The following is a 23,732-nucleotide window of genomic DNA, read 5'->3' on the forward strand; positions in this document are numbered from 1 at the left end:
GCCGTTTTGCTTTGGGGGAAGAAGCGTCACTTTCCCTGGATGGTGATGGTCAGGGTGTCGGTGTAGCTGCCGGCGATGGCCTGTGCGTTGGCGGGGACGGTGACGGCGACGGTGGCGGTCTTGTTGAACTGGGCGGAGGAGCGGACGACGTTGACGCTGCTGCCGCTGGACTGGCCGTCGTAGATGGGGGTGTAGCTGATGGGCTGGGCGCCGGTGGCGTTGGACTTCAGGGTGCCGCCGTTGGCGGAGGTGACGCTGATCTGGTAGCCGGCGCCGTCGTTGCAGGTCTCGACCACGCTGCCGACGGTGACGGCGTTGGAGCCGGAGAGGATGTTCAGCTGGGCGCCGGCGTCGGTGACGGCCACGGTGCAGGTCTGGGCGACGGTGCTGTTCAGCTGGATGGTGCCCGAGGCGCTGGCGGCGGCGAAGGCGGGGGCGGCGGCCAGGGAAGCGGCGGCGATCAGGGCGGCGGCGGCGAAGCGGATCATGACGGTGGTTCCTATCGGTTCGGCAGGGCTTGTTGCCCGTTTGCTTGATGGGAGGGGTAACAGCAAACGGGGTGCCAGAAGCGGGGCCGTGCTGGGCCAATTTGTTAATGTATTGATAAGGTTAATATATCGGATTTATGCTGACCGAGCCTGTCGGGCGCGGCAGCCCAACCCTTGCGTTCCGCAGCGGGCGGAAGGCCAGGAACGCAAGCGAATCAATGCATTAGGATTTGCCGTTCGCCAGGGTCGGCCCGGACGCGCGAAAGGGCGCCCCGGTCGGGGGCGCCCTCTGGCACGGCGAAGAAGGGGTCGGCTTACTTGCCGGCGATGGTGATGGTCAGGGTGTCGGCGTAGCTGCCGGCGATGGCCTGGGCGTTGGCCGGGACGGTCACGGACACGGCGGCGGTCTTGTTGAACTGGGCGCCGGAGCGGGTGACGGCGAAGCTGGAGCCCGAGCCGCTGGTGCCGTCGTAGGTCGTGGTGTAGCTGATGGCCTGGGCGCCGGTGGCGCTGGACTTCAGGGTGCCGTTGTTGGCCGAGGCGACAGTGATGGTATAGCCGGCGCCGTCGTTGCAGTTCTCGACCACGCTGCCGACCGCCACGTTGCTGGAGCCGGACAGGATGTTCAGGGTGGCGCCGGCATCGGTCACCGCCACGGTGCAGGTCTGCGCGACCGTGCCGCTGAGCCGGATGCTGCCCGAGGTATCGGCCAGGGCCGGGGCGGAGATCAGGGCGGCGACGAGGGCGGAAGCGGCGGCGATGCGGCGGATCATGGCGGTAGTCCTATTTATCGGTTCGGGGTGGGCTTTGCCCGTTTGGTTCATGTCCCGTTATAAGCACGAGGCATGCCAATTTTCACCGAGTCGCCATGAATGTATTAATTTCAATTAACTAACATGATGCATCGCGTGGGTGTCGCGATGCTGTCCTACAATGCGATGCGGAATTTAACCTTTTGCGCTGCGATACGCATCGCGCCTTTTGAATAGTTTGGTGACCAACGCATTGCATAATGCAAACAACCTCGAACCCCAACCTGGTTTCCTCATTACGCAGCTTTATGGACTTCGTTGGGTGAACCAGTTGGTCGCTGATTGATTCATCTCAAGGACGCTAACTGCGGGCTTCGGTATCTCAATGGCACTGCCCGTCTCGACAGGCGCCAGGGAGGAGAACACCCATGACCATCACCGCCGATGTTCTCACCGCGCCGCTCTCTTCCCCTCAGGCGGGGGCAGGCGGTTCCGGTCCGGCCGGTTCCGGTTCGGGCGGTTTGGGCAGCGAACTGATGGGCTATCTGCTCATCGCCTATGCCATGGGGTGTGCCGCTCGGCGTGAGGGACATAGTCTTTTGGCTAATCCCTTCGAGGCAGCCGACCCACTTGGCTCTTTAGGTGATGTCGCGGATGCCGACGCCTGGCGGGACGGCTGGTTGAGCGGAGGGTAGGAATAGAGCAACTATTTGGGAAATATGAGATATTTCCCTATGGCGGCGGCCATGCCCAACCCACTTTCCGCACCGGTCTGCCCCTTTTGGCGGCCCCGGATGGCGAAAGGGGGGAAGATGGCGGATGACAAGGGCGCCACGTACCCCTAAGCTATATCTCTTAGCATTTGATTTGGATTATGCTGACCGTGACAGCCCAAGGGTTCCACCCCCGGGCGGCCGGTCCGGCGAACGGCCCGGGTTTCAAGAGCCGACCCCGCGGGGGTGCCGCGTGCGCGTGTACCGCCGAGGCTGTTAAGGAGTAGGGAAGCTATGGTGTTGTCAAGGCGCGGGGGCGAACCGCCCAAACCCGGTGAATGGATGGAAGAGGTGAAGCTGCCCAAGCGTCGCCTGCTGGTCCACGCCATCCACCAGCGGGCGGGCCATCCGCCCCATGTCGAATTCCTGGTCGATGGTCGCGCCAGTGATCGCCTGAGCCTCGCGCTTGAGGTGGTTTTGGACAGCGATAGGTTCCGCCGCATGGGTGTGTCGCAGAACGCCGCCTGATGCGCATGAAACGGTAGAAACGACGACAGCCGGGCCGGCAACGGCCCGGCTGTCGTGTTTTCAGCCGTCGTATTTCAGGGCTTGGGGGGCTGCGCGGTGATCCAGGCCGCCGCCGCCGCCACGGCGGCCTCCGCGCCCTGGTACAGGCCATGGGTGCCGGCCTCGCCCCAGGCGGTGATCGCCGGGTCCACCAGCATCAGATTGGCGCCCAGGCCGAAATCCTCCACCATCTGTCCCGCCGGGTCGCGCCACGCGTCGTCATCGCCGCGTATGACGGGACCGTGGGCCCGCGTGCGCTCCAGCAGGCTGTCTGCCGTTTCGGTATAGGCGAACACCGGCCGCCCCAGTGCCGTGGCATAGCCCATCTCATAGGCGGTGCCATCGTCGGCGGAGGGTCCCCGGAAGGGGCTGGCGTTGGCCAGCACCAGATCCGTTTCCCGGATCAGCGCCAGGTTGGCGGCGCGGATGCGGGCGGCGTGCGCCGCCGGCAGCTCCCCAGGGGCGGGGGCGACCGCGCCATCCAGGGGAAAGACGCCGACGATGCCATGTCGCGCGCATACGGCGCGCAGCGCCTCGGCCGCGGCACCCGGGTCGGGCAGGAACACCTCCGGCCCCGCCAGGTAGGCCCGCCACACTTTCTTCCTGACCCGCATGCCCCCGTCCCCCATCCGACCGATCCTCACTTGCCCAGGGCCTGGCCGGCCAGCGCCGTCGGCGACAGGTCGACGCGGAACAGCTCCAGCCCCGCCTCGCCTGGGCCGGCGTCGCTGAGGTTGGGGTAGTTGGTCAGCAGGGGGGCGGCTTTGGCGTTGGTGTCGTACAGCACCGTCACCGGCGCCGCGATGGGGGCGAAACCCCAGCTGTGGTTGGTCTTGGGCATCAGCGTGCCGACGCCGCGCAGATAGTCGGCGATGATCTCCTGGATGGTCTCCGTCCCGGAATAGACGATGTTCTTGCCATCCAGGCCGGGGAAGTTGCCGCCGCCATTGGCGCGGTAGTTGTTGGTGACGACGATGAATTCCTCATCGTCCTTCACCGGCCGGCCCTCATAGCGCAGGTCGACGATGCGGTGGTTGTCGCCCGGCAAGGGCTTGCCATCGCCCCCGAAGCGGGGCGCCTGGGTCAGATCGACCCGCCAGGTGACGCCATCGATGACATCGAAGTCGAAGCTGGGAACCGCGCGGTTCACCAGCATCTGGGCTTCCTTCTTGGCCGAGTCGATGCGGTTGAACACCCGCGCCGCCATCTCCAGCCAATCCCGCACCTGGGCGCCCGTCACCTTCACCGCCGCGACGATGTTGGGATAGAGGTAGAGGTCGGCCACGTTGCGCAGGCTGATCTGCCCGGCGGCCACGTCGGTGAAATAGTCGGGCCCCGGCTTGCCGCCGGCCTTGAACGGGGCCGCGGCCGACAGGATGGGCAGCCCGGCGTAGGGGCTCCCCGCCAGGGCCTTGGCCACATAGGCGCGCTGGGCGTCGGACACGATGTCCAGGGCCGGCTGGTCGGCGATGAAGGCGAAATAGGTTTCGATGCGGCCGGTGCTCTTGCCCACCGGCTGGCGCACATAGTCCAGCGTGGCCTGGTGCGCGGCCTGGGCCAGGGCCGCCACCTGCGCATCCGGTTCCACCAGCGGGGTGGCCTTGCCGTTCACCCGCGTCAGCACAGCGCGGGTTTCGGCATGGCCGCCGGCCACGATCCAGCCGCCCTTGCCGTCATGGGCCTTGGGGTCGGCGGACAGGATCAGGTCGATCACGCCCAGATGGTCGCCGAAGAATCCGGCCATGACCACCGGCTTGCCATGGATCAGTCCATGCGGGATGTCGGCGTCCGGCAGGTTGGCATAGTCGGCCCCAGGGAAGACGCGGTGGGAATGGCCGGTGACGACGGCGTCCACCTCGGGGATGGCGGCCACCGCGACGCCGGCGTTCTCCGCCATCTTCTGGTAGGGCGCGCCCGACAGGCCGCTGTGCGTCACCACCACCACCACGTCGGCCCCCTGGGCCTTCAGGTCGCGGGCGGTCTTGGCCGCCACCTCCACGATGTCGGCGGTGGTGACCTTGCCCTCCAGCTTGTCCTTGTCCCACAGCACGATCTGGGGCGTCAGCACGCCGACCACGCCCACCCGCACCGTGTGCTTGGCGCCGGCGCCGTCGGTGAACTGCCGGTCCAGGATGATTCCGGCGGGGAACAGCGGCTGGCCATCCTCCACCCGGTTCACGTTGCCGGCCAGCACGGGGTACTTGGCCTCCTTCTCCGCCGCGACGGCGTAATCCAGGCCGAAGTTGAATTCATGGTTGCCCATGACGGCGGCGTCATAGCCCAGGGCGTTCATGGCGGCGATGATGGGCTGGAACTTGCCCGGTCCCAGGCCCTGGACGCGGGCCACATAATCGCCCATGGGCGTACCCTGGATCAGGTCGCCGGCATCCACCAGCAGGGTGTTGGGTTTTTCCGCCCGCGCCTTGCGGATCAGACTGGCCACGCGCACCAGGCCGACGCCGGGATCCGGCCTGTCGGCGTAGTAATCGTAATCCATGAGGTTCATGTGCAGGTCGGTCGTCGACAGGATCTGCACGTCGATCTGGTCGGGCCGCACCTCCTGCGCCGTCGCGGTCACGGTCCCGATCAGCATGCTACCGGTCAACAGCAGGGCGGCCAGGCGGCGGCGGGCGGGCATGGCGGGGCGTCCTTCATCGGCGTCGGGGAAATGGCGGGGCCGGCGTCCGGCCCCGCCCTGGCTTTACAGGTGCGCTGTTACATCAAGACGATTGGCGCCCGCCTTGATGTAGGTCGCTCAGCGATCTTTGACATAGGCTTGGCCGGCCGCCTTGGGCGGGATGGACTTGCCGACGAAGCCGGCCAGCAGCAGCACGGTCAAGATGTAGGGCAGCACCTCGATGATCTGCACCGGCACCGCGCCGACCACCGGCAGGGCCACGCCCTGCAGACGCGCCTGCAAGGCGTCGGTGGCGGCGAACAGCAGGCAGCCCGCCAGGGTGGGATAGGGCCGCCATTTGCCCAGGATCAGGGCGGCCAGCGCCAGGTATCCCTTGCCGGCGGTCATGTTCTCCTGAAAGCCGGCGCCCTGCGCGATGGAGAGATAGGCGCCGGCGACACCGCACAAGGCGCCGGTGATCAGCACGGCGCGATAGCGCAGCCAGGGCACGGAAATGCCGGCCGTGTCCACGGCGGCCGGGTTTTCCCCCACCGCCCGCAGGCGCAGGCCGAAGCGGGTCTGGTAGGCGACCCATGAGGTGAGGGGCACGGCCAGGACCGCCAGGTAGACCAGCAGGTTCTGTCCGCCCACGACCTCGCCATAGAGGCGGCCCAGCAGGGGCACGCCGCGCAGGGCGTCGGTCAGGGGAAATGCAGGCCCAGGAAGCGCTGCGTGCCGTCCAGCGACGGGGTGCGGCCGCCCAGGTCGAACCAGGCGTTGGCCAGCACGGCCGTCAGGCCGGCGGCGATGGTGTTGATGGCGACGCCGGCCACGACCTGGTCGCCGCGGTGGGTGATGCAGGCGAAGCCGTGCACCAGGGCCAGCACCAGCGATGCCGCGATGGCGGCCGCCAGGCCCGCCCAAGGCGACCCGGTGGCGGTGGCGGTGGCGGCGGCCGCGAAGGCGCCGGTCAGCATCTTGCCTTCCAGGCCGATGTCGACCACGCCGGCGCGCTCGGAATAAAAGCCGGCCAGTGCCGCCAGCACCAGCGGTGTCGCCAGGCGCACGGTGCTGGCCAGCAGCGACACGATCCACAGGGTGGTATCGTCCATGATCTCTTCCCCGGATCTTTAAGCGCGCTGGCCGGCGGCGGCCGGGGCCTTGGGCTTCAACAGGCGCAGCAGCGCCGGGCGGAACATGTGCTCCAAGGCGCCGGAGAACAGGATGACCACGCCCTGGATCACCACCACCAGGCGCGGGCTGATCTCATTGTATTCGAACGACAGTTCCGCCCCGCCCTGGTACAGGGCGCCGAACAGCAGCGACGACAGGACGATGCCCACCGGGTGCCCCCGGCCCATCAGGGCCACGGCGATGCCGGTGAAGCCCATGCCGGCCTGGAAGTTCAGGGTGACGCGGTGCTGCACCCCTTGCAGCTCGTTGATGCCGACCAGGCCGGCCAGGGCGCCGGAAATGGCCATGGCGACGACGATGGTGGTGCGGGCGTTCATGCCGGCGTAGCGGGCCGCCGCCTCGTTGGCGCCCACCGTGCGCATCTGAAAACCCCAGCGGGTGTGCCAGATCAGGAACCAGACCCCGCCAGCGCAGAGCAGCGCCAGGATCAGCGACAGGTTCAGCGGCAGGGTGGGGGTGCGGTACCCCAGGGCGGCCGCGATCTCCTTCACCGCCGGCAGGAAGGTGCTCTCGGCGAACTCCCGGCTTTCCGGCGCCATCTGGCCATGCTCGATCAGCGGCCCGCCCAGCAGATAGACCATCAGGGCGCTGGCCAGGAAGTTGAACATGATGGTGGTGATGACGATGTGGCTGCCGCGATAGGCCTGCAGATAGCCTGGGACCAGGCCCCACACCGCGCCGAACAGGGCGCCCGCCAGCACCGCCACCGGCAGCACGGCGTACCAGGGCCAGCCGCTGAGCGCCAGGCACACCAGGCCGGTGCCCAGGCCGCCGACATAGGCCTGGCCCTCGCCGCCGATATTGAACAGGCCGGCATGGTTGGCGATGGCCACGGCCAGGCCGGTGAAGATCAGGCTGGTGGCGTAATAGAGGGTGTAGCTGAGGCCCGTGCCGCTGCCCACCGCCCCCTTGACCATGAAGGCCAGGGCGGAAACGGGGTCCTGGCCGATGGCCAGGATGACCAGGGACGACACCACCAGGGCGGCGCCCAGGTTGATGGCCGGCAGCAGGGCCAGCGTGGCCCAACGCGGCAGGCCGTCGGAATTGGTTGACGCGCTCATGCCGCCCCTCCGGCCGCGTCGGCGCGCGGGCCCGTCTCTGTTTCCATATCGTCGGTGATGCCGGCCATCAGGCGGCCGATCAGTCCCTCGGTCGCATCCTCGGCCGCCAGCTCGCCGGTGATGGCGCCGTCGCACATCACCAGGATGCGGTCGGACAGGGCCATGATCTCCTCCAGCTCGGCGGAGACCAGCAGGATGGCCTTGCCGGCGTCGCGCATGGTCAGCAGGCGGCGATGGATGAACTCGATGGCGCCGATGTCCACGCCCCGGGTGGGCTGCCCCACCAGCAGCACGTTGGGGTCGCGCTCCATCTCCCGGCCTAGCACCAGCTTCTGCTGGTTGCCGCCAGAAAAGAGCGAGGTGCGCAGGGACGGCTGGCGGGGGCGGACGTCCCAATCCTCCATCAGGCGGGCGGTGGCGGCGGCCACCCGCTTCCAGTTCAGGCGCGGGCCGTCGGCCATGGCCGGGTCGTCCTGATAGCCCAACAGGGCGTTCTGGAAGGCGGGGAAGGGCTTCACCACCGCGCGGCGCAGGCGATCCTCCGGCACATGGGCGATGCCCTGGCGCCGGGCCTGGGCCGGGTCCATGGGGGCATCCGGCGTCACGTCACGGCCATTGATGTGGAAGCGGCCGCGCTGGAACGGCGTCATGCCCGACAGTGCCTCCAGCAATTCCGACTGGCCATTGCCGGCCACGCCGGCCACGCCCACGATCTCCCCGGCCCGCACGCGGAAGGTGGCGCCCTTCAGGCGCTCCACCCCGCGCTCGTCGATCACGCTCAGATCCTCCACCGTCAGCAGCGGCGCGCCCGCGGGCGCCCCCGGCCGGCGGACGACGGGGTTGGCGCGGCGGCCCACCATGGCTTCGGCCAGCGCGGCCTCGCTGGTGTCCCGGGTGTCGAAGTTGGCCACCACCGCCCCCTGGCGCAACACCGACACGGCGTCGGTGATGGCCATGATCTCCTTCAGCTTGTGGGTGATCATCAGGATGGTGCGGCCCTGGGCGCGCAAGGCGTCCAGGATGCGGAAAAGGTCCTGCACCTCCGGCGGCGACAGCACGGCCGTCGGCTCATCCAGGATCAGCACCTGGGCGCCGCGATAAAGCGCCTTCAGGATTTCCACCCGCTGCTGCACGCCCACGTTCAGGTCGGCGACCTTGGTGTCCAGCGGCACGTCCAGGCGATAGGCTTTCTCCAGCCGCTCCACCTCCGCCCGGGCCTTGCGGATGCCGTCCTTCAGCAGGCGGCCGCCCTCGGCCCCCAGCATCAGGTTTTCCAGCACGGTGAATTCCTCCACCAGCATGAAGTGCTGGTGGACCATGCCGATGCCCAGGTTGATGGCGTCCTTGGGCTCGCGGATGCGCGCCTCGGCGCCGTTGACCAGGATCTGCCCCTCGTCGGCCTGGTAGAAGCCGTAGAGGATGCTCATCAGGGTGGACTTGCCGGCGCCGTTCTCCCCCACCAGGCCATGGATGGACCCGGCGCGGATGCGCAGGCTCACGGCCTTGTTGGCGTGGACGGGGCCGAAGCGCTTGTCGATGCCCACCAGTTCCACGGCCCAGGGGCCCGGCTGCGGCTGCGGGGAAGTCGGGGGGAACGGTCTGCGACACGGGGCGGCTGGTCTCTGGGTCTGGGGGGCGCACGGGCGGGCCCCGAGGCGTGGCGGGGGCGGCGTCAGTACTTGCAGCCGTTGGTTTCGTCGTAATTGGCGACCTTGCGGGTTCCAGCCTGGATTTCCGCCGAGGCCGCGTCCAGTTCCGCCTTCATCTCCGGCGTCACCAGCTTGGCATTGTTCTCATCCAGCGCCCAGCCCACGCCGTCCTCCTTCAGGCCCAGCGTGCGCACGCCGGGTTGCCAGGTGCCGTCCTGCGCCGCCTTGATGGCGTTGTAGGCGGCCACGTCCACCCGCTTGACCATGGAGGTCAGGACGGAGCCCGGGAACAGGTGGTTCTGGTTGCTGTCGACGCCGATGGACAGCTTGCCGGCATCCTTGGCCGCCTGCAGCACGCCGATGCCGCTTTGCCCGGCGGCGGCGAACACCACGTCCACGCCCCGGTCGAACTGGCTCTTGGCCAATTCGCCGCCGCGCGTGGGGTCCGACCAGGCGGCGGGCGTGGTGCCCACCATGTTGGTGATGATGTGGTCGTCCGGGGCTACGGCCTTCACCCCCTGCTCATACCCGCAGGCGAATCGGCGGATCAGGGGGATGTCCATGCCGCCGACGAAGCCCACCGTGTGGGTCTTGCTGCTCAACGCCGCCAGCATGCCCACCAGGTACGACCCCTCCTGCTCGGAAAACAGGATGGACTGGACGTTAGGCAGCTTCACCACGCCGTCAATCAGGGTGAACTTGATCTCCGGGAATTCCTTGGCGACCTTGGCCACCGCAGGCGCCTGGCTGAAGCCCACGGCCAGGATGATGTCGGCGCCATGCTCCGCCAGGCGGCGCAGGTACTGCTCGCGCTGGACGTCGTTGCTGATCTCCAGCGCCTTGTAGGGGACGCCCGTCTCACGGCGGAAGCGCTCGATTCCCGTCAGGACGCCTTCGTTGAAGGACTTGTCGTACTTGCCGCCATAATCGAAGACCACGCCGGGAAAGAAGGCGGCATCCGCTTTGGGGGCGGACAAGGCGCAGCTCAACAGGGCGGCCGCCGCCAACGCCGCGCGGATCGCTCTACTCATGAAGGGTCCCTGCCTCCCTTGGGGCATACTCGATTGACGGGCGGCGAACGGGAAGGCCGCACCGCTTGCTCGACCTGAAACCTAGTCCATTTCCCAAGCTTCCGGCAAGCCGGGGGCGCACGGGGGCACGGCACGGGACTGCACCCTGGCTGATCCTGACCAAATGGTCAAGATAGGGCGGCGTGGCCGTGGGCGCCATCTGCGGTTGCGCCGGCCGCTGACGCCAGGGTTGCGCCCGCTTGCGACACTTTCATGACGGGCTGGCTGGGTGGGGTTTTCCGGGTTGACAGGCCCCTGCCGGCAGGCACTCTGCCGCCCGTTTGCGCCATGTCCCTTGGCGTCCCTTCGCCCCGCCAGCCGTCGAGATCCCGCCCATGACCCGGTTCAGCCCTGTTCCCGAGGCCACCCGCCGCGCCTTGCTGAAAACCTTCGGGGCGACCGCGGCCACGGCCTTCCTGCTGCCGTCGTCCATGGGCTCGGCCCTGGCGCAGGCGGCGTTCAGCAACGATCCGTTCTCGCTGGGCGTGGCCTCCGGCGACCCGCTGCCCGACGGCTTCGTGCTGTGGACCCGGCTGGCGCCCGATCCGCTGGCGTTCGGCTACGGCATGCCCAAGCGGCCGGTGGAGGTGGACTGGCAGGTGGCGACGGACGACCGCATGCGCACCATCGTGCAGAGCGGGACCGAGGTGGCGCGGCCGGAACTGGGCCATGCCGTCCATGTCGAGGTCGGGGGCCTGGAACCGGGCCGCGATTACTACTACCGCTTCACCGTGGGGGCGGAGCGCAGCATGGTGGCCCGCGCCCGCACCGCCCCGGCCCTGGGCGCCAAGGTGGACCGCGTGCGCCTGGGCATGGTCGGCTGCCAGAATTACGAGGATGGCTATTACACCGCCTTCCGCCATTTGGCGGAGGAACGGCCGGACTTCGTCTTCCACTATGGCGACTATATCTACGAAAACCGGGTGCGGACGCATGAGAGCAGCCGCTACGGCGGCCTGGCCATCCCCACCCCCCGGCAGCACCTGGGCGACGAACCCTATTCGCTGGATGAGTACCGCCGCCGCTACGCCCAGTACACCATGGACCTGGACCTGCAACTGGCCCGCGCCGCCTGCCCGTGGATGGTGACCTGGGACGACCATGAGGTCGACAACAACTGGACCGGCGCCACCGACGGCGCCGGCATCGCGCCGCCCGAATTTTTCCTGCTGCGCCGCGCGGCGGCCGCCCAGGCGTATTACGAGCACATGCCCCTGCGCCGCGCCTCCTGGCCCAAGGGCCCGGACATGCAGATTTACCGCCGCCTGGCCTTCGGCAACCTGATCGACCTGCACCTGCTGGACACGCGGCAGTTCCGCACCGACCAGCCCTGCGGCGACGGCTTCAAGCCCGCCTGCGAGGGCCAGGACGACGACGACGCCCAGGTGATGGGGGAGGAGCAGGAGCGCTGGCTGTTCGAGGGGCTGGACCGTGGCCGCGCGCGCTGGAACATCATCGGCCAGCAGGTGATGATGATGACCATGAACCGCGAGCCCTGGCACGGCCCCATCTACAACATGGACAGTTGGGAAGGCTATCACGAGCCGCGCCAGCGCCTGCTGCGCCACATCGCCGACCGCCGCCTGAACAACGTGGTGGTCCTGACGGGGGATGAGCACCAGAATTTCGTCGGCGACCTCAAGGCCGACTACCGCGGCGACAAGGCGCCCATCGTCGCCACCGAATTCGTCGGCACCTCCATCAGCTCCGGCGGCGACGGCGCCGACAAGCGCCCCCGCCAGGAAGAGATCCAGCGCGGCAACCCGCACATCCGCTTCATGAACGACCAGCGCGGCTATCTGATGTGCGACATCGGCCATGACAAGCTGACGGCCAACTTCCGCGTCATGGACCGCGTCAGCACCCCCGGCGGCGCCATCAGCACCCGCGCCAGCTTCGTGGTCGAACCGGGCAAGCCGGGCGCGAAGTCGGCTTAGCTCTTGAGACTAAAGCGGATGCAGCCTTACGCCGCCTCCACCCTCAGCGCCGTGCCATCCAGCCCCACCACCCGCACGGTTGCGCCCGCCGGCAGGTCGTCGGGGCCGTGGACGATCCAGGCGCCGTCGTCCAGGCGGGCGCGGCCCTGGCCGTTGACGATGGCGGTTTCCAGGGTGACGAGACGGCCCAGGTAGAGGGCGCCGCGCTCATTCAGCCGCTCAGGCGAGGCCTGTGTAGCGGGGCCGCCTCGGCCCAGCCAGCGCCGGGTGATGACCAGCAAGGCGGCCGCGAGGACGGCGAACAGCACCACCTGGGCCACCAGGGGCAGGGTGGGGACCAGGAACAGCACGCACCCCACCAGCACGGCCGCCACACCCAGCCACAGCAGGCCGACGCCGGGGGTGATCATTTCCACCAGCGCCAGGGCGACGCCCGCCGCCCACCAGTGCCAGGCGTGGGCCGTCCATGCGGTGAAGTCGGGCATGGCCTTCTCCTCAGCTCTCCGGCGTTGCCCACGGGCCGCCGGTCGGCGGTGCCGAGGGTGGAGCGGGCGGCGGATCGGTCCGGCGGGGTGGGGCGCTGGGGCGGGCCTGGTTGGCGGGCGTGCCGGCGAAGCTGTCCTTGGCCAGTTCGGCGATGCCGCCCAGGGCGCCCAGGATGCCGGTCGATTCCATGGGCATGAACAGGATTTTCTGGTTGGGGCTGGCGGCGAAGCCCTTCAGCGCGTCGACATAGCGCTGGGCGATGAAGTAGTTCACGGCCTGCACGCTGCCGCCGGCGATGGCCTCCGACACCACGCGGGTGGCGGTGGCCTCCGCCTCCGCCAGGCGCACGCGGGCCTCCGCCTCGCGGAAGGCGGCCTCCCTCTTGCCTTCGGCCTGCAGGATGGCGGACTGCTTTTCGCCCTCCGCCCGCAGGATGGCGGATTGGCGCAGGCCTTCCGCCTCCAGGATCAGGGCGCGGCGTTCCCGTTCCGCCTTCATCTGGCGGGCCATGCTGTCCACCAGGTCGCGCGGCGGCTGGATGTCCCGGATTTCCACGCGGGTGATCTTCACGCCCCAGGGGTGGGTGGCGGCGTCGACCACGGTCAGCAGGCGGGCGTTGATGGCATCGCGCTGCGACAGCAGCTCGTCCAAATCCATGGAGCCCATGACCGTGCGCAGGTTGGTCATGGTCAGGTTCAGCACGGCGCTGTCCAGGTTGCGCACTTCATAGCTGGCCTTGGCGGCGTCCAGCACCTGGAAGAACAGCACGCCGTCTACCGTCACCATGGCGTTGTCCTTGGTGATGATCTCCTGCGACGGCACGTCCAGCACCACTTCCTGCATGGTCTGCCGGGCGCCAATGCGGTCGAAGAACGGGACGATGATGGCCAAGCCGGGCTTCAGGGTGCGGGTGTACCGCCCGAACCGCTCCACCGTGTATTCCATGCCCTGTGGCACTGTCTTGACGCCGCTGTAGACAAGAACGATGGCGAAGGCCAGGACGGCCAAGGCGAACACGCCGAATGGCGACAAGGCGTCTCTCCCCACTTCGTGGCCCGCCCGAAGGCGCCAGCCTATTCCCCACCATCATGCCAGAAACAACAGTCATCCGCTCCTAATTCGCGCATCTGGACCCGGATGCGTAATTCCAAGACGGGTCTGAGCACGCGATACGGGTGATTTCTCAAACCCTACGTCTTCTGGCTCCCATTATGTAGATGGCCGCAACAACGACCGTCACCCCATCAACGGGTGCCAGAATGGGCCAGGGGCTTTCCCATTTATCCATGTTGGTCGTGCCGCCGTAATAAGGGGGGCCGTTGCCGTAAGCCTCCCATAGGTTCAGGGCGTTGAAGGCGGCAACGCCGACGATGCCCAAAAGTAGGGCTATTCCGACAATTTTTCGATACATATCAATACCTTATTGACAGAGGCACATAACATTCCGGCCCGTCTTTCACGACCTCCTGTAGATCAACAAGAAATCGCTCCATGTCCGCGTGGAGGTTTATGCATCCAGCGCTGCCGGGATGGGTCCCGCCATGGATGAAAAAGCCACCGCGACCATACGTTTCAGTTCCAGGGTAAATGTGGATCGTAATCCGGTGAAATCCCCAGGCAGCTGATGGTGCGAGGTTGTACCAGTGATTGGTCCACATCTGAGAGGGCTCAATCCAATACTGACCCTCTGGGATGGGTCCCTCTCGTCTCATCCTCTGTCGGGGGATTGAATAATCGAACTCACCATTGTCATTTGGTCTGCCGGATACGCCAAAATAGGTGTACCCCCCCTTCGGGCTTCCGTTCATGGACAAAACCCGTCCATTGAAACTGAGGGATATGGCGGACTTTCCACACAGGGGGATAACGGGATCGCTTCGCTCTGACGAATAACGGTCGGGCATGATGGTTATCCCGCTCCCATTGTGGTGGTCGGTGTTCATCAACGTATTTTGGTGTTCTTTCTCGGCAAGGTTCGGGCGGGTTCGATTCCATCGAAAAATGAAGGTGCGTCACTCCCGCGCCAACGCCATCCAGGGCGCCTTGGCGGCGGCGTAGGTGGCGTCGCCCAGCACGCAGTCCAGTTGCGGCAGGCGGGTGATCAGAGGCTGGTTGGGCCGTCGCCCGCCATCCAGTCCCGGCCTAGTTGCCGGATCAGGGCGACCTGCTCATGCCCCCTCTCCCAACCGTGCCCGCTTGCCCGACTAGAGGGGGTGGAATATTGCCACCTATCCGCGCAATGCCGCGATGTTGGCCTGATAGTGGCCGGCTCCGCCCTGGAACACGGCGGAGCCGGCGACCAGCACCTCCGCCCCCGCCTGCGCGCACAGGCGCGCCGTCTCAGGGTTCACGCCGCCGTCAACCTCGATCTGGATGGGCCGGCGGCCGATCAGGGCGCGCAGGGCCTGGATCTTGGGGATCATGGCGGGGATGAAGGACTGGCCGCCGAAGCCGGGGTTGACCGTCATGACCAGCACCAGGTCCAGCCGGTCCAGGACATAGGCGACGGCGCTTTCCGGCGTGGAGGGGTTCAGCGCCACCCCGGCCTTTTTGCCCAGGGCGCGGATGCGCTCCAGCGTGCGGTCCAGGTGGGTGGTGGCCTCCGCCTGCACGGTGATGATGTCGGCCCCGGCCTGGGCGAAGGCTTCCAGATAGGGATCAACCGGGCTGATCATCAGATGCACGTCGAAAGGGCGGTCGGTATGGGGGCGCAGCGCCTTCACCACGGCGGGGCCGATGGTGATGTTGGGCACGAAATGGCCGTCCATGACATCGACATGGATGTAGTCGGCCCCCGCCGCGGTGATGGCCCGCACCTCGGCGCCCAGGCTGGCGAAGTCGGCGGACAGGATGCTGGGGGCGATCAGCGGCTGGGTCATGGCGCCGTTTCCTTCTCTTCCATCTGGCCGTCCGGGCGGCCCGCGAACACCCGGCTGGCCAGGATGTCTTCCGCCTCGATCAGCGTCAGGTCGTCCACGGACAGGGGGCCGTCCTCCCGCTGAAACAGGCGGCTGGCCTGGCGCAGGCGGGCGCGGTCCAGGGCGTTGCGGATGGATCGGCCGTTGGCGAAATGCGGCTGGCCCCGGCGGAGCGCGATGTATTGGGCGAACACCGCCTTGGCCCGGGGGCTGAAGCGATAGTTCATGCTCTCCAGTTGCCGCTCCCCGATTTCCAGCAGCTCTGCCTCGCCATAGTCGGGGAAGTCGATATGGTGGGCCACGCGGGAGCGGAAGCCGGGGTTGGCCTGGAAGAAGCGGTCCATGCGGTCGGCATAGCCGGCCAGGATGACCACCAGGTCGTCACGCTGGTTCTCCATGACCTGCAGCAGGATCTCGATGGCCTCCTGGCCATAGTCGCGCTCGTTCTCCGGCCGGTAGAGGTAATAGGCCTCGTCGATGAACAGCACGCCGCCGGCGGCGCGTTTCAGCACCTCCTTCGTCTTGGGCGCGGTGTGGCCGATGTACTGGCCCACCAGATCATCGCGGGTGACGGTCACCAGGTGCCCGCGCCGGACATAGCCCAGCCGGTGCAGGATGGCGGCCATCTTCAGCGCCAAGGTGGTCTTGCCCGTGCCTGGGTTGCCGGTGAAGCTCATGTGCAGGGTGGGGGCGCCCACCGCCAGGCCAAAGCGCTGGCGCGCCCTGTCCACCAGCAGTAGGGCGGCGATCTCGCGCAGCCGCCCCTTGATGGGCGCCAGACCCACCATCTCCCGGTCCAGCTGATCGAAGATTTCCGGCAGGCCGGAGGCTTCGAAGTCGGCGCGCAAATCCACGGCACCGGGGGCCGCCGGGGCCGCGGCGGCCTCCGGCGGGACGGCTTTCAACGGGAGGGGGCGGCCATCACGAATACCGCTCCCCTTCCGGCAATTGGGCGGCATAGGCGCGGGTGCTGTAGCGCACGCGCCGCCCGTCATGTTCCTGGCGTTCCAGGCCGAAGCCGGGCTCGTTGGCCGGCCGGTTGGCGATGAAGGACAGGCGCACGCTCTCCCACCCGTGGCTGGCGTCGAAGCCGGAGATGCGGATGTAGCGGTCGCCATAGACCTTGCGACAGGAGGCCAGTTCCCCCATCACCCCAGCGGCGTCGCGGATGTCGAACATGGGCATGCCCCACATGTCCCAGTAGGTGTTGCGGGGGTGAGGGTCGTCCGTGAATTCGATGTTCACCGCCCAGCCGTTGTCGATGCAGTACTGCACCTGGGCCGTGATCTGCTCATCCGTCAGGTCGGGCAGGAAGGAGAAGGTTCCTTGGGTGACGCGCATGATGATTTCCTCACTCTCTGATGGGAAGGGCGCCGACGGCACTCATGCGGCCGCCCGCCGCTTGAGGGCGTCAGCCGGCAACGCTGGCGGTGGGCACGAAGTCCGGTGAGTCGGTCGAGGTGTAGTTGAAGGTAACGTCCTTCCAGACGTCCAAGGCCTGGCGCAGGGGCGTGCAGTGGCGGCTGGCGGCGGCCAGGATGTCCGGCCCCTCGGCCAGGATGTCGCGGCCCTCGTTGCGGGCCAGCACCATGGCCTCCAGCGCCACCCGGTTGGCGGTGGCGCCCGCCTGGATGCCCATGGGGTGGCCGATGGTGCCGCCGCCGAACTGCAGCACCACGTCGTCGCCGAACAAATCCAGCAACTGGTGCATCTGACCGGCATGGATGCCGCCCGACGCCACCGGCATGGTCTTGCGCAGCGAAGCGAACGACTGGTCGAAGAAGATGCCGTTCTCCAGCCGCTGGGGCAGGAAGTCCTCGCGGCAGATGTCGTAATAGCCCTTGGTGGTGGCGGGATCGCCCTCCAGCTTGCCCACCACGGTGCCGGCGTGGATGTGGTCCACACCCGCCAGCCGCATCCATTTGGCGATGACGCGGAAGGACACGCCGTGGCTCTTTTGCCGGGTGTAGGTGGAATGGCCGGCGCGGTGCAGATGCAGGATCATGTCGTTGCGCCGCGCCCATTTCGACATGGACTGGATGGCGGTGTAGCCGATGACCAGGTCGATCATGACGATGGTCGACCCGATGGACTTGGCGAACTCCGCCCGCTCGTACATGTCCTCCATGGTGGCGGCGGTCACGTTGAGATAGGTGCCCTTGATCTCGCCCGTCGCCGCCTGGGCGCGGTTCACCGCCTCCATGCAATAGAGGAAGCGGTCGCGCCAGTGCATGAAGGGTTGGGAATTGATGTTCTCGTCATCCTTGGTGAAGTCCAGGCCGCCCTTCAGCGCCTCATAGACCACGCGGCCATAGTTGCGGCCCGACAGGCCCAGCTTGGGCTTCACCGTGGCGCCCAGCAGAGGGCGGCCGAACTTGTCCAACCGTTCCCGCTCCACAACGATGCCGGTGGGCGGCCCGTCGAAGGTCTTCACATAGGCCACCGGCAGGCGCATGTCCTCCAGCCGCAGGGCCTTCAGCGGCTTGAAGCCGAAGACATTGCCGATGATGGACGCCGTCAGGTTGGCAATCGATCCGGGTTCGAAAAGATCAATGTCATAGGCGATGTAGGCGAACCAGCTGTCGGGGGAGCCGGGCACGGGGTCCACCCGGTGGGCCTTGGCGCGGTACTTGTCGCAGGCGGTCAGGCGGTCGGTCCACACCACGGTCCAGGTGGCGGTGGAGGATTCGCCCGCCACGGCGGCGGCGGCCTCGATGGGGTCCACCCCGTCTTGCGGGGTGATGCGGAACACGGCGATGACGTCGGTGTCCTTGGGCTCGTAATCCGGCTGCCAGTAGCCCATGTCGCGGTACTTCATGACGCCGGCGGCATAGCGGTCGCGGCGGTCCCTATTGTCGATGGCGTTCATGTTCCTGTCCTCCTCAAGCGCCGGCGGGGCATCCGCCCCTTGGCTATCCTGGATTTCCAATCCGCTGACGCTCCCCGGAAATCTCCGGCGGCCCCGGTCGGGGCCAGGGTTCAGGTGCGCGGCGGGGCGGGGGTGGTGGTTACTCGGCGGCCACCGGCGTCCGGCCCAACTGTGGGTCCAGGGCGCCTGTGGCGTAGCGCTTGGCCATGGCGGCCATGGGCAGGGGGGTGATGCGGCTGGCGTTGCCGGCGGCGCCGAACTGCTCGAACCGGTCGCGGCACAGCGCCTTCATGGCGTCCATGGCCGGCTTCAGGAACTTGCGCGGGTCGAATTCCGCCGGGTTCTGCGTGGCGGTCTTGCGGAACTGCACCGCCATGGCCAGGCGGCAGTCGGTGTCGATGTTGATCTTGCGCACCCCGAAGCGGATGCCGCGCACGATCTCCTCCACCGGCACGCCCCAGGTGCGGGGCATCTGGCCGCCATAGGCGTTGAACAGATCCTGCAATTCTTGCGGCACGGACGAACTGCCGTGCATGACCAGGTGGGTATTGGGCAGCCGTTCGTGGATGGCCTCCACCACGTTCATGGCCAGGATGTCGCCGTCCGGCTGGCGCGAGAATTTATAGGCGCCGTGGGAGGTGCCCATGGCGATGGCCAGCGCGTCCACGCGGGTGGCGGCGACGAAGTCCAACGCCTGGTCGGGGTCGGTGCACAGCTGCTCCAGCGACAGCACGCCCTCGGCCCCGTGGCCGTCCTCCGCCTCGCCCTGGCCCGTCTCCAGGCTGCCCAGCACGCCCAACTCGCCCTCGACCGAGGCGCCCACCCAGTGCGCCGCCTCCGCCACGCGGCGGGTGATGTCGACATTGTAGTCGTAAGAAGCGGGGGTTTTGGCGTCGGCCATCAGCGACCCGTCCATCATGACGGAGGTGAAGCCGTGCTGCAGGGCCGTCAGGCAGGTGGCCTCGCTGTTGCCGTGGTCCTGATGCAGGCACAGTGGGATGGTGGGATAAAGGGCCTCCAGCGCGTCGATCATACGGGCCAGCATGAGATCGCCGGCATAGGACCGGGCGCCCCGGCTGGCCTGCAGGATGACGGGCGCGTCCACTTGGGCGGCGGCCTCCATGACCGCCAGGCCCTGTTCCATGTTGTTGATGTTGAAGGCGGGAACGCCGTAGTCGCGCTCCGCAGCGTGGTCCAGTAGCTGACGAAGGGTTATACGAGCCATTGTGTAGCGCTCCTTAAGCGTGGGCGACGCGGGCGCGGACGGCGGCCATGATGGCGTCGACGGTGATGCCGAAGTGGCGGTAGAGATCGGCGGCCGGGGCGGAGGCGCCGAAGCCCCCCATCCCGATGAAGGCGCCCTGGTCGCCCAGCCAGCGGTCCCAGCCGAAGCGCACCGCCGCCTCCACCCCGATGCGGGGGGCGGAGCCCAGCACCAGGGCGCGGTTGGCGGGTGGCTGCCGCTCGAACAGTTCCCAGCAGGGCATGGACACCACGGCGGTGGCGATGCCCTCCTTGGCCAGGCGTTCCGCCGCCTCCACCGCCAGGGCCACCTCCGACCCGGTGGCCAGCAGGGTGGCGTCACGCGGCCCCGGTGTCTCCCGCAGGATGTAGGCGCCGGTGGCGCTGCGGTTCCAGGAGGCGTCGCGGCGCAGGGTGGGCAGATCCTGGCGCGACAGGCACAGCGCCGAGGGCGTACCGGGACTGGCCAGCGCCAGTTCCCAGCACTCCGCCGTCTCCACCGCGTCGGCGGGGCGGAAGACCTGCAGGTTGGGCGTGGCGCGCAGCATGGCCAGGTGCTCCACCGGCTGGTGGGTCGGGCCGTCCTCCCCCAGGCCGATGCTGTCATGGGTCAGCACATGGATGACGCGCACGCCCATCAGGGCCGACAGGCGGATGGCGCCCCGGGCATAGTCGGAGAACACCAGGAAGGTGCCGCCGTAGGGGATGACGCCACCATGCAGGGCCAGGCCGTTCATGACGGCGGCCATGGCATGCTCGCGTATGCCGTAGTGGATGTAGCGGCCGGCGTAGGCATCCGCCTCCATCGGCGCCATTCCCTTGGTCTGCGTCAGGTTGGAATGGGTCAGGTCGGCGGAGCCGCCCACCGTCAGATCGGTGGCGGCGTTCACCACCCCCAGCACCAGTTGCGAGGCCTTGCGCGTCGCCATCGTCGGCCGGTTCTGCGCCAACTCCTGCCGATAGGCGGCCAGGGCGTCGGCCAGCTCCAGCCCGGGGTCGGTGGCCATGACCCGTTGGAAATCCAGGCGGGACGGATGGGCGGCCAGCCGCCGCTCCCACGCTTCCCGCGCTTGGCCGCCCGCCTGGGCCACGGCGCGCCAGGCGGCCAGGATGTCGTCCGGCACGGTGAAGGGCGGGCTGTCCCAGCCCAGGGCCCGGGCCGCGCCTTGCGCCTCCTCAGCTCCCAGGGGGGCGCCGTGCACGCCGCAGGTGCCCGCCTTGGTGGGGGCGCCATAGCCGATGACGCTGCGGCAGGCGATCAGGGTGGGGCGATCGCTGGCCTGGGCGCGGACCAAGGCGGCCTCGATGGCCTCATGGTCGTAGGCGTCCACCCGCTCCACCGCCCAGCCGGAGGCAGCGAAGCGGACCAACTGGTCGGTGCGGGTGGACAGGCCGGTGGTGCCGTCGATGGTGATGCCGTTGTCGTCCCACAGCACGATCAGGCGGGACAGCCGCAGCTGGCCGGCCAGGTCGATGGCCTCCTGGCTGATGCCCTCCATCAGGCAGCCGTCGCCGGCGATGACATAGGTGCGGTGGTCAACCAGGGCGTCGCCGAAGCGGGCGTTCAGGTGCCGCTCCGCCAGGGCCATGCCCACGGCGGTGGTGAGGCCCTGGCCCAGCGGCCCGGTGGTGGTCTCGATCCCCTGGGCATGGCCGTATTCCGGGTGGCCCGCCGCGCGGGAGCCCAACTGGCGGAAGCGCTTCAGCTCCTCCAGCCCCATGTCGGCATAGCCCAGCAGGTGGTGCAGGGCGTATTGCAGCATGCTGCCGTGGCCGGCCGACAGCACGAAGCGGTCGCGGTCGGGCCAGTCGGGCCGCGCCGGGTCCAGGCGCAGCACGCGGGTGAATAGCACGGTGGCGACGTCGGCCATGCCCATGGGCATGCCGGGATGGCCGGACTTCGCCGCCTCCACCCCCGCGACCGCCAGCATGCGGACGGCGTTGGCCATGTCGGCCAAGCTGGGCGTTCCGTCAGGGGCGGGCGCGGCCTCGGGTTCGGTGGTTTCGATCTGGCGCAGCGATAGGGTGGGCGTCATTTCTCGGCCTCCTCAACCGGCGCGGCGCTTGCGGTCGACCAGTTGCAGGATCAGCGGCGTCAGGATCAGCTGCATGGCGAGGTCGAGCTTGCCGCCCGGGATGACGATGGAATTGGCCCGCGACATGAAGCTGCCGGCGATCATGGACAGCAGGTAGGCGAAGTCGATGCCGCGCGGGTTGCGGAAGCGGATGACGACGATGGATTCGTCCGGGGTCGGTATCCACCGCGCGATGAAGGGGTTGGAGGTGTCGACCGTGGGCACCCGCTGGAAGTTGATGTCCGTCTGGGTGAACTGTGGGCAGATGTAGCGGACATAGTCCGGCATGCGCCGCAGGATGGTGGTCATCACATCCTCCGTGCTGTAGCCGCGCAGGGTGCGGTCACGGTGGATCTTCTGGATCCATTCCAGGTTGATTACCGGCACCACGCCGATCTTCAGGTCCGCATGGCCGGCGATGTCATAGCCGTCGGCCACCACGGCGCCATGCAGGCCCTCATAGAACAGCAGGTCGCTGGGGCCCGGCAGGTCCTCCCACGGGGTGAAGGTGCCGGCGGGGCAGCCGTATTGTTCCGCCTCCGCCGCGTCGTGGACATAGTGGCGGGTGCGGCCCGTGCCGTCGTCGCCATAGCGGCGGAACAGCTCCTGTAATTCGCCCAGTAGGTTGGCCTGCGGGCCAAAATGGCTGAAATGATGGTCGCCGTCCTTGTCGGCCTGGGCGATGGCCTGCTTCATCTGCGCCCGGTCATAGCGGTGGTAGGCGTCACCGTCGATGCAGGCGGCGTTCACCCCTTCGCGGCGGAAGACCTGCTCGAAAATCTGGCGGACGCTGGTGGTGCCGGCGCCCGACGACCCGGTGACGGAAATGATGGGATGGCGGATGGACATGGCGGGGGACCTCCCGGTCTAGCGGCTGAAGGGGCAGGCCGGTCAGGCGCGCAGCAGGCCGCGTTGGCCGAACAGGGGCGCGCGGTCGGCCAGGATGGCCGGGGCGGTATGGTGCTCGGCCACCCGCCGCACCTCCGTTTGCGACCCGAAGACCAGGGCCGTGCGCTCATGCAGGTGGCGGGGCGTCAGGTCCAGGATGCGGTTCTGCCCGTCGGTGGCGGCCCCGCCCGCCTGCTCGATGACCAGGGCGATGGGGTTGGCCTCGTACACCAGGCGCAGGCGGCCACTGCGATAGCCCGGGCGCTCATCGGTGGGGTAGAGATAGACGCCGCCCCGGCGCAGGATGCGGAAGGCGTCGGCCACCAGCGAGGCGATCCACCGCATGTTGTAGTTCTTGGCCCGTGGCCCGTCCGATCCCGCCAGGCAGTCGTCGACATAGGCGCGGATGCTGGGCGCCCAATGCCGCTGGTTCGAGGCGTTGATGGCGAACTCCTTGGTCTCCGCCATCACCGTCACCGGGCTGGTCATGCGCACGAATTCCGCCTTGGGCGTGCGCGGCGCCGGGGATGCCCAGCCGGCGCCGCCATGGACCGCCGGCAGCGGCTCGACCGGCCGCTTGTCCAGGAAGAAGATCTCGGTGCCCTCGCCCAGGGTCAGCACCAGGGCGGTCTGCGGCCCGTAGACCAGGAAGCCGGCCGCCAGTTGCCGGTGCCCCGGCTGCAGCAGCGAGGCGGCGGGGTCGGCCGCGTCCTCCACCCCCAGGATGGAGAAGATGGTGCCGACCGACACGTTGGTCTCGATGTTGCTGGACCCATCCAGGGGGTCGATGGCCACCACCAGCGTACCCGCCGGGTCCAGCAGCACGGGGGCGTCGCTCTCCTCCGACCCCACCACCGCCACCGGCGCGCCGGCCAGGCGGTCGACCACGATGTCATGGGCGCGGATATCCAGTTCCTTCTGGGTGTCGCCGTTGCTTTCGCCGCGCACGGCGGCCATCTCGCCCGCCAGGGGGCCCATGGCCACCAGGTCGGCGATGGCCAGGCCGGCGTCGGCCAGGGCCAGGATGGTGCGCACGATATCCGCCCGCAGGTGGGCCCCACCGTTTTGGGTGCTTCCGCTCCAGGCAACCAGATGCCGCGCCAATGTCGTGGTGTTCGCCATGATGTCCTCCCGCTTCTGGGCGGGGTTCCCGTCCCCGCGTCGTTCCCGGCCCGTCTTGTTGTTGGCCGGCGTCGTTCTTGAGAG

General features: G+C 68.1%; 24 protein-coding genes. 3 read left to right on the plus strand and 21 right to left on the minus strand.

Going from position 1 to position 23,732, the window contains the following annotated elements; genetic code table 11:
• Window positions 1-26: 26 nt before the first annotated feature.
• Complete coding sequence (locus UCD39_RS04930; protein WP_330494960.1) at window positions 27-488, minus strand: spore coat protein U domain-containing protein; 462 nt, start codon at window positions 486-488, stop codon at window positions 27-29.
• Between the two features lie 314 nt (window positions 489-802).
• Window positions 803-1,261: a Csu type fimbrial protein gene (locus tag UCD39_RS04935; protein ID WP_330494961.1), complete on the minus strand. Its 459-nt coding sequence runs from the start codon at window positions 1,259-1,261 to the stop codon at window positions 803-805.
• A gap of 407 nt (window positions 1,262-1,668) precedes the next feature.
• Here UCD39_RS04935 and UCD39_RS04940 point away from each other — a divergent pair, with 407 nt between their 5' ends.
• Complete coding sequence (locus tag UCD39_RS04940) at window positions 1,669-1,935, plus strand: hypothetical protein (RefSeq protein WP_330494962.1); 267 nt, start codon at window positions 1,669-1,671, stop codon at window positions 1,933-1,935.
• Window positions 1,936-2,247: 312 nt separating this feature from the next.
• Window positions 2,248-2,481 carry a hypothetical protein gene (locus tag UCD39_RS04945; RefSeq protein WP_145728797.1) on the plus strand — a complete coding sequence of 78 codons (234 nt, stop codon included), beginning with the start codon at window positions 2,248-2,250 and terminating at the stop codon, window positions 2,479-2,481.
• Window positions 2,482-2,555: 74 nt separating this feature from the next.
• On the opposite strand, the gene UCD39_RS04950 is transcribed toward UCD39_RS04945, so the two are convergent.
• The 7 genes from UCD39_RS04950 to UCD39_RS04980 form a co-directional block, all read right to left on the minus strand.
• Window positions 2,556-3,134: a nucleoside 2-deoxyribosyltransferase gene (locus UCD39_RS04950; RefSeq protein ID WP_330494963.1), complete on the minus strand. Its 579-nt coding sequence runs from the start codon at window positions 3,132-3,134 to the stop codon at window positions 2,556-2,558.
• Between the two features lie 26 nt (window positions 3,135-3,160).
• Window positions 3,161-5,158, minus strand: a complete 1,998-nt coding sequence (locus UCD39_RS04955) for a bifunctional 2',3'-cyclic-nucleotide 2'-phosphodiesterase/3'-nucleotidase (RefSeq protein WP_330494964.1) — start codon at window positions 5,156-5,158, stop codon at window positions 3,161-3,163.
• Window positions 5,159-5,275: 117 nt separating this feature from the next.
• Window positions 5,276-5,821, minus strand: a complete 546-nt coding sequence (locus UCD39_RS04960; RefSeq protein WP_330494965.1) for an ABC transporter permease — start codon at window positions 5,819-5,821, stop codon at window positions 5,276-5,278.
• A gap of 17 nt (window positions 5,822-5,838) precedes the next feature.
• Window positions 5,839-6,249: an ABC transporter permease subunit gene (locus UCD39_RS04965; RefSeq protein ID WP_330494966.1), complete on the minus strand. Its 411-nt coding sequence runs from the start codon at window positions 6,247-6,249 to the stop codon at window positions 5,839-5,841.
• Window positions 6,250-6,267: 18 nt separating this feature from the next.
• On the minus strand, window positions 6,268-7,392 hold the full coding sequence (locus UCD39_RS04970; protein ID WP_330494967.1) for an ABC transporter permease: 1,125 nt from the start codon (window positions 7,390-7,392) through the stop codon (window positions 6,268-6,270).
• The gene (locus UCD39_RS04975; RefSeq protein WP_330494968.1) at window positions 7,389-8,945 is read right to left on the minus strand and encodes an ABC transporter ATP-binding protein; all 1,557 of its coding nucleotides are present in this window, start codon (window positions 8,943-8,945) and stop codon (window positions 7,389-7,391) included. Before UCD39_RS04975 ends, UCD39_RS04970 begins: the two co-directional genes overlap by 4 nt.
• A 119-nt stretch (window positions 8,946-9,064) precedes the next feature.
• Complete coding sequence (locus UCD39_RS04980; RefSeq protein WP_330494969.1) at window positions 9,065-10,072, minus strand: BMP family lipoprotein; 1,008 nt, start codon at window positions 10,070-10,072, stop codon at window positions 9,065-9,067.
• A 374-nt stretch (window positions 10,073-10,446) separates the two neighbouring features.
• Here UCD39_RS04980 and UCD39_RS04985 point away from each other — a divergent pair, with 374 nt between their 5' ends.
• A complete protein-coding gene (locus UCD39_RS04985; protein WP_330494970.1) occupies window positions 10,447-12,048 on the plus strand; it encodes an alkaline phosphatase D family protein in 1,602 nt (533 codons plus the stop codon).
• A gap of 26 nt (window positions 12,049-12,074) precedes the next feature.
• Here the strand turns inward: UCD39_RS04985 and UCD39_RS04990 are convergent, their stop codons facing one another.
• The 12 genes from UCD39_RS04990 to UCD39_RS05040 all read right to left on the minus strand — a co-directional run bounded on the left by UCD39_RS04990 (window position 12,075) and on the right by UCD39_RS05040 (window position 23,648).
• Entirely contained in the window at window positions 12,075-12,533 is a 459-nt protein-coding gene (locus UCD39_RS04990) for an NfeD family protein (protein WP_330494971.1), read from the minus strand.
• 10 nt (window positions 12,534-12,543) lie between these two features.
• Window positions 12,544-13,566, minus strand: a complete 1,023-nt coding sequence (locus tag UCD39_RS04995) for an SPFH domain-containing protein (RefSeq protein WP_330494972.1) — start codon at window positions 13,564-13,566, stop codon at window positions 12,544-12,546.
• Between the two features lie 151 nt (window positions 13,567-13,717).
• Entirely contained in the window at window positions 13,718-13,945 is a 228-nt protein-coding gene (locus UCD39_RS05000) for a hypothetical protein (RefSeq protein ID WP_330494973.1), read from the minus strand.
• A 1-nt stretch (window position 13,946) separates the two neighbouring features.
• Window positions 13,947-14,477 (minus strand): tlde1 domain-containing protein, encoded by a 531-nt coding sequence (locus tag UCD39_RS28445; RefSeq protein WP_442943564.1) that lies wholly within the window; start codon window positions 14,475-14,477, stop codon window positions 13,947-13,949.
• A 285-nt stretch (window positions 14,478-14,762) separates the two neighbouring features.
• Window positions 14,763-15,413, minus strand: coding sequence for a ribulose-phosphate 3-epimerase (rpe, locus tag UCD39_RS05005; protein ID WP_330494974.1), 651 nt, complete (start codon window positions 15,411-15,413; stop codon window positions 14,763-14,765).
• A complete protein-coding gene (gene cbbX / locus UCD39_RS05010; RefSeq protein ID WP_330494975.1) occupies window positions 15,410-16,357 on the minus strand; it encodes a CbbX protein in 948 nt (315 codons plus the stop codon). Before cbbX ends, rpe begins: the two co-directional genes overlap by 4 nt.
• 16 nt (window positions 16,358-16,373) lie before the next feature.
• Window positions 16,374-16,793, minus strand: coding sequence for a ribulose bisphosphate carboxylase small subunit (locus UCD39_RS05015; protein WP_145728823.1), 420 nt, complete (start codon window positions 16,791-16,793; stop codon window positions 16,374-16,376).
• A gap of 70 nt (window positions 16,794-16,863) precedes the next feature.
• Window positions 16,864-18,321, minus strand: coding sequence for a form I ribulose bisphosphate carboxylase large subunit (locus UCD39_RS05020; protein ID WP_145729444.1), 1,458 nt, complete (start codon window positions 18,319-18,321; stop codon window positions 16,864-16,866).
• A 139-nt stretch (window positions 18,322-18,460) separates the two neighbouring features.
• Window positions 18,461-19,546 carry a class II fructose-bisphosphate aldolase gene (fba, locus tag UCD39_RS05025; protein WP_330494976.1) on the minus strand — a complete coding sequence of 362 codons (1,086 nt, stop codon included), beginning with the start codon at window positions 19,544-19,546 and terminating at the stop codon, window positions 18,461-18,463.
• A 13-nt stretch (window positions 19,547-19,559) separates the two neighbouring features.
• Window positions 19,560-21,512: a transketolase gene (gene tkt / locus UCD39_RS05030; RefSeq protein WP_330495490.1), complete on the minus strand. Its 1,953-nt coding sequence runs from the start codon at window positions 21,510-21,512 to the stop codon at window positions 19,560-19,562.
• A 99-nt stretch (window positions 21,513-21,611) separates the two neighbouring features.
• Complete coding sequence (locus UCD39_RS05035; RefSeq protein WP_330494977.1) at window positions 21,612-22,487, minus strand: phosphoribulokinase; 876 nt, start codon at window positions 22,485-22,487, stop codon at window positions 21,612-21,614.
• Window positions 22,488-22,529: 42 nt separating this feature from the next.
• Window positions 22,530-23,648 carry a class 1 fructose-bisphosphatase gene (locus tag UCD39_RS05040; protein ID WP_330494978.1) on the minus strand — a complete coding sequence of 373 codons (1,119 nt, stop codon included), beginning with the start codon at window positions 23,646-23,648 and terminating at the stop codon, window positions 22,530-22,532.
• Between the last annotated feature and the right edge of the window lie 84 nt (window positions 23,649-23,732).

Origin of the sequence: Nitrospirillum karajorum (genome assembly GCF_036348415.1) — a bacterium.
GTDB lineage: Bacteria > Pseudomonadota > Alphaproteobacteria > Azospirillales > Azospirillaceae > Nitrospirillum > Nitrospirillum amazonense_B.